Source organism: Atribacteraceae bacterium (assembly GCA_035477455.1).
GTDB lineage: Bacteria > Atribacterota > Atribacteria > Atribacterales > Atribacteraceae > DATIKP01.
The window spans coordinates 1-5084 of record DATIKP010000081.1; the positions used below are offsets into that span (position 1 = coordinate 1).

A 5084-nucleotide genomic window follows, 5' to 3' on the forward strand; every position below is an offset into this window, starting at 1 on the left:
TTGGTTTCTCTATTGACTTTGTTGGTGAGTTTCTCAGTACATGCGGCTACTAAAATATCTCCCGAGTTTTCCGACCAAATCGATTGGCGGCAATTCGAAGGAACCACCTTGAACGTCTTGTTTTCCATCCACCCCTGGCAGGAAGCCATCGAACCCCTGATTCCCCAATTCGAAGAACTGACCGGGATAACCGTCCGCTTGACCACGCTTCCGGAAGGGGCATTTATGACCAAAATCTCGGCTGACATGACTGCCGGCACTTTTGGCTTCGATGTGTTCATGAGCCAGTATTACGATGCTCCGAAATACGCCCTGGAAAACTGGACCGCATCGCTTGATCCCTTTTTCGAAGATACCGACTTGACTGATCCGGACTGGTACGACTGGGAGGACTTTTTCCCGGGAGCCCGGGCCGTGGCTACCGTCGGTGCGCCTCACCGGGACCGAATTGCGATTACTTCCGAAGCTCAGGTCTTAGTCTATCGCAAGGATATCTTCGAAGAACTCGGTCTCCAGGCACCGGAAACCTTTGACGAACTGCTGGCAGTTGCCCAGGCGATCGAGAAAGGTACTGACCTGTACGGGATCACCATACGCGGTGCGGAGAACCTGTGGTGGCCTTTGTACGGCGTGGTCCGCTCCTTCGGTGGTAAGTATGTCGACCTAGTCGATTACACCTCTAAAATAAACACCGAGGAAAGCCGTGCCGGAGTGGACATGTACCTGCAACTGTTGCAATTTACCCCTCCAGGTGTCACCTTGTTTGACTGGGATGAAATAAATACCGCCATGCTGACCGGCCGAGCGGCCATGATACTCGATTCATCAGTGATTTATCCCAGGTTGCAAGATCCGGAACGTTCGGCGGTGGTCGGAAACATTTCCGTGGCTCCATTCCCCGCTGGTCCGGCCGGCCGGATCGGTCACTCCCACTACTGGTCGATTTCAATGAGCCCTGGTTCTGCCAACCAGGAAGCGGCATGGCTGTTCCTGCAGTGGGCGACTTCCAAGCAAATTCAATTCGAACTGGCCATGAAGGGCGTTCTGGCTCCGCGGGATTCGGTATGGCAGGATCCCCGGTTTATGGCCCAATTTCCAGCTGACTTTACGGAAGGTGTGAGTCTGAGTCTGCAGACCGCGGTCATTTCCCCGGCGAACATACGCTTTTTCGAGATGGTCGATATCTTGAGGGCCGAGGTACAGAATGCCTTTTTAAGCGGGCAAACTCCTGATCTGGCCTCCGTGGATGCCGAGTGGAACAAAATACTCCAGGAACTGAAGCCGACTAATTGAAGCGAAGATTCGTTTGATTGATAAATAAAAAAAGGGGGCTGAGCCCCCTTTTTTTATTATGAATGGAAGGAAAATCGATGAAAAATAGCCCCGGGTCAACCTCTTTTTTAAAAAGTAGTCGATCGTTTCCCTATCTTCTCACCCTTCCCGTGGTTGTTGCCCTGGTCAGCCTGCTGTTTTATCCAACGGTCTATGCGGTTTGGATGAGCCTGACCTCCACCACGGCCGGATCGCAGCAAGCGGTGTTTGTGGGTTTGCAGAATTTCCAAAATCTATTTGCCAATCCCGGTTTTTGGCAGACCGTTTGGCGAACCGTCCTGTTCACCTTCGGCTCGGTTGCTCTGAGCTTCGGCTTCGGCTTGGCCCTGGCCCTCACTCTCAACAGCCTGGGATCCGGTGTTCCGATCTACCAGACCATTTTTATCCTGCCCATCGGGGTCAGTCCGGTGGTAGTGGGCATTACCTGGGGCATGTTGCTGAATCCCCTGTACGGAGTGGTTAATTACCTGATCGGTTTGGTGGGAGTCGAACCCCCGGAATGGACCACCAGCCTCTCCATGGCCCTTCCGACCATGATCCTGATCGATGTATGGCAGTGGACGCCTTTTGTCATGCTGATTATTTACGCGGGGCTACAGATGTTGCCTGACGAACCCTTCGAGGCGGCCCGAATCGACGGAGCATCCTCCTGGCAATCCTTCCACTTCATTACCGTTCCACTGCTTCGGCCGATCGTGACCATTGCTCTTATTTTTAGAGGGCTGGAGGCATTTCGGGCGTTCGATGTCATCTACGCCATCACCAGGGGCGGACCCGGACACGCCACGTCCACCCTGATCATCCGGGCGTACCTGGAGAGTTTTCGTTTTCATAAACTGGAGGTAGGCGCAACCATCGGACTCGTTATGCTCCTGGTCACCTTACTGATCAGTAAAAGGCTGGTCAAGGTGTTGGACCAGTGAAAGGAGAGATCCGGTGAACAAGAAATCAACGATGATGAAAAATTTCCTCAAGCATTTCGTTCTCATCCTGGTGGCCGCTGTCGTGTTATTCCCGTTTTTCTGGATCATTCTCCAATCGTTTAAAACTTCCTTCGATGTCATCGCCTACCCACCCAAGTTCATTTTCCAGCCTACCTGGCAGAATTATCTCTCCACCCTGCAACGACAGGGGTTCCTGATGGCGTTCCGGGACAGCCTCCTGGTCAGCTTGGGCTCGGTCATCTTGACACTGTTGATCGGTACCCCTTTTGGGTATGTATTATCCCGTTTTCGGTTTCGAGGCCGGGAGGATATCGGCTTTTATGTGTTATCAACCCGGATGATGCCCCCCATTGTGGTCATCATTCCCTTTGTGCGGATTTTTCATGCCCTGGGTATCATCGATACCCATGTTGGATTGATCCTGGCAGGAGTCCTGGTGAACCTGGCCCTGGTGGTTTGGATGATGCGGGGTTTTTTTTCCGGTATCCCGGCGGAAATCGATGAAGCAGCCCTGATCGATGGATGCTCCCGGCTTTCCGCCCTGCGTTGGATCGTGTTGCCCCTGGTCACGCCCGGTTTGGTGTCTACCGCCATGCTGAGCTTTCTCTTTTCCTGGAACGAATTTATCTTTGCCCTCAGTTTGACCAGTTTCAACGTTCGAACCCTTCCGGTATACATAGCCACTGAATTTATCGGGTATTTGGCGGTCGATTGGGGTGCTCTGTCGGCAGCCGGGGTACTGGCTATCTTGCCGGGTCTGCTATTCATTATCGCCATCCAAAAACACCTGGTCAAAGGATTGACCTTTGGCGCTATCAAGTAAGTTGATGAGAAGTCGCCCCATCGGTCCACCGAAGGATTCGAGACAGAAAAACAGGCTATAAAGAAAAAAGTAGCCGTTTTATCTAACAGCCTAAATGCCTAAACCCCTCATAGCCTGAATTTTGAAAGGAGAATGAATCGTGGGGGACCATATATCGGTTGATGCCCTGCGGCGGCTCCAGGAACGGATTCGCCACATTGCGGACAGCCCGGAAAACCGGCGCCGGAGTGAATGTTGGGAAGACAATGCCGGAGATGCCCGAGATCACTGGAGAGGCGTCCCCAAGAAGGGTTTGGGTTACGTGCCTTTTTATGCGGATTGTGAAAATTCACTTTGGGCTAGGATCATCGGGTTCGACCTGGAAACCTACTATACCGATCCAGCCGTCTACCTGGAAAGCCAGTTGAAAATGACTCTATACCGTTACCAACATTTTTCCGACTATGCGGCGGTGGGTAAAATTGTACCCATCTGGCTAGGGGTCCCCTTCGAGCCCAGCTTCTTTGGGGTGGACGTGGTGTTCGAACCAGGTCATGATCCCTGGATCGGGAAACGGCCGGTCATTGAACATGAACATGACTTGGCCTCGCTCAAACCCATCGACTTCTATCACAGCGGGTTGATGCCGGTGGCGCATCGCCTGTACAGCGGGATCGGAGAGCTGTTGGACGATGATTTCCAGGTTGCTTTTCCCGAGTGGGGGCGGAGCCCGTTCGCAGTGGCCATGCACCTGAGGGGTATGGCCAATATCGCCGTGGACTTGGTCGATCAACCGGATTTCGCCCGGTCGCTGATCGATTACGTGACCCAAGCCCGTATTGAATGGACCACCCAGCGGTTCCGGTTCCTGGGGATACCGGTCCAACGGGGAAACCTCTACAACGATGAAGTCAACAGCCTCCTGCTGTCCCCCCGAACCTACCAGGCATTTGTACTGCCCTCGGAGCAGGAGCTCAGCCGGTTTCACGGCGGCATCGCCTACTGGCACAGTTGCGGGGACACAACAGCCTTGTTGGAGAGCATCAAGCAGATTCCCAACCTGGGAATGTTCCATCGGGGTCCCTGGACCGACCTGGCAAAAGTGGTGCAGGTGTTCGGCGGTTCGCAACGGATAGAAATCTGTGTGGATCCGGCCAACGACATCCAATTCGCATCGACCCCGGCTATGGAAGAGCAGGTACTGACGCTTCAAACGGTGCTGCAAGGCCGGGCCGATGCCGTGTTGCGTATCGAAGGCAGTCTGGTCGATTCCCCCCACCAGGCGGTTGAACAATTGCGGGAATATATCGGGGTGGCTCGTCGGGTTTTGCGCTCAACCAGGGATGATGGGTAAGGACGGTCATCGGTTTGCTTGGTCCTGGAATATCGAATAGGATTGTGCCGAAATTTCTTTCAACCCAGGACTGAAAATAAAATATAATACTCCCCAAAAACTGGACAGGGCAATTTTCGTTCCGGGAGATACCCATTGCGCACGATGGCTTGGTGACCTTGTTCATCTTTCAGCCACTGGTGTTGGGCCATGAACTCCTCCACTTCTACTTCGCTGGCCAGCTGGAGCATCTTTCCGGCTCCCTTTCTCAAGACTTCGGTCAAGGGATCAAGCCTGTCCGGGTTGATTCCATCGGTTTGGTTCGGTTCCTTTGACAATTCCTCGGTAACGTGCTTTGCTTTACTCATGATGTATCCTCCCTTCGGGGAGCGAGGTGATCTTTCTTGCTTGGAACTTCACCTTAGGATACGCCACCGGTTTTTATTTGGTATACACAACTTTTGAGTGTAGCTCACATTCTAAACAACCACCCACTAAAGTGGGTGGGTTAAAAGATTTAGGGACTGAAAGTCCCCTTTTTGAGGCTCAAGTCTCCTCAAGTCATTGGCTGGAAGCCAACTCAAGGTGCTGAGTGAAACTCAGTCGGTCACCGTGAAGTTGGTTTCCTCTTGGTCAGTATGTTTTTCGATGTATTGACGGATCAGTTCAGTGG

At 52.8% G+C, this 5084-nt stretch carries 5 protein-coding genes; 4 read left to right on the forward strand and 1 reads right to left on the reverse strand.

Going from position 1 to position 5084, the window contains the following annotated elements:
- From VLH40_05145 to VLH40_05160, 4 genes are all read left to right on the forward strand, one after another.
- Nucleotides 1-1293: sugar ABC transporter substrate-binding protein (locus VLH40_05145; GenBank protein HSV31393.1), on the forward strand; the 1293-nt coding region annotated here is incomplete at its 5' end.
- Between the two features lie 77 nt (nucleotides 1294-1370).
- Nucleotides 1371-2255 carry a sugar ABC transporter permease gene (locus VLH40_05150; protein HSV31394.1) on the forward strand — a complete coding sequence of 295 codons (885 nt, stop codon included), beginning with the start codon at nucleotides 1371-1373 and terminating at the stop codon, nucleotides 2253-2255.
- A 13-nt stretch (nucleotides 2256-2268) separates the two neighbouring features.
- A complete protein-coding gene (locus VLH40_05155) occupies nucleotides 2269-3099 on the forward strand; it encodes a carbohydrate ABC transporter permease (protein ID HSV31395.1) in 831 nt (276 codons plus the stop codon).
- 139 nt (nucleotides 3100-3238) lie between these two features.
- Nucleotides 3239-4432: a uroporphyrinogen decarboxylase family protein gene (locus VLH40_05160; GenBank protein HSV31396.1), complete on the forward strand. Its 1194-nt coding sequence runs from the start codon at nucleotides 3239-3241 to the stop codon at nucleotides 4430-4432.
- A gap of 59 nt (nucleotides 4433-4491) precedes the next feature.
- Here VLH40_05160 and VLH40_05165 read toward each other — a convergent pair whose 3' ends face one another.
- Nucleotides 4492-4779 carry a hypothetical protein gene (locus tag VLH40_05165; protein HSV31397.1) on the reverse strand — a complete coding sequence of 96 codons (288 nt, stop codon included), beginning with the start codon at nucleotides 4777-4779 and terminating at the stop codon, nucleotides 4492-4494.
- Nucleotides 4780-5084 lie beyond the last annotated feature (305 nt).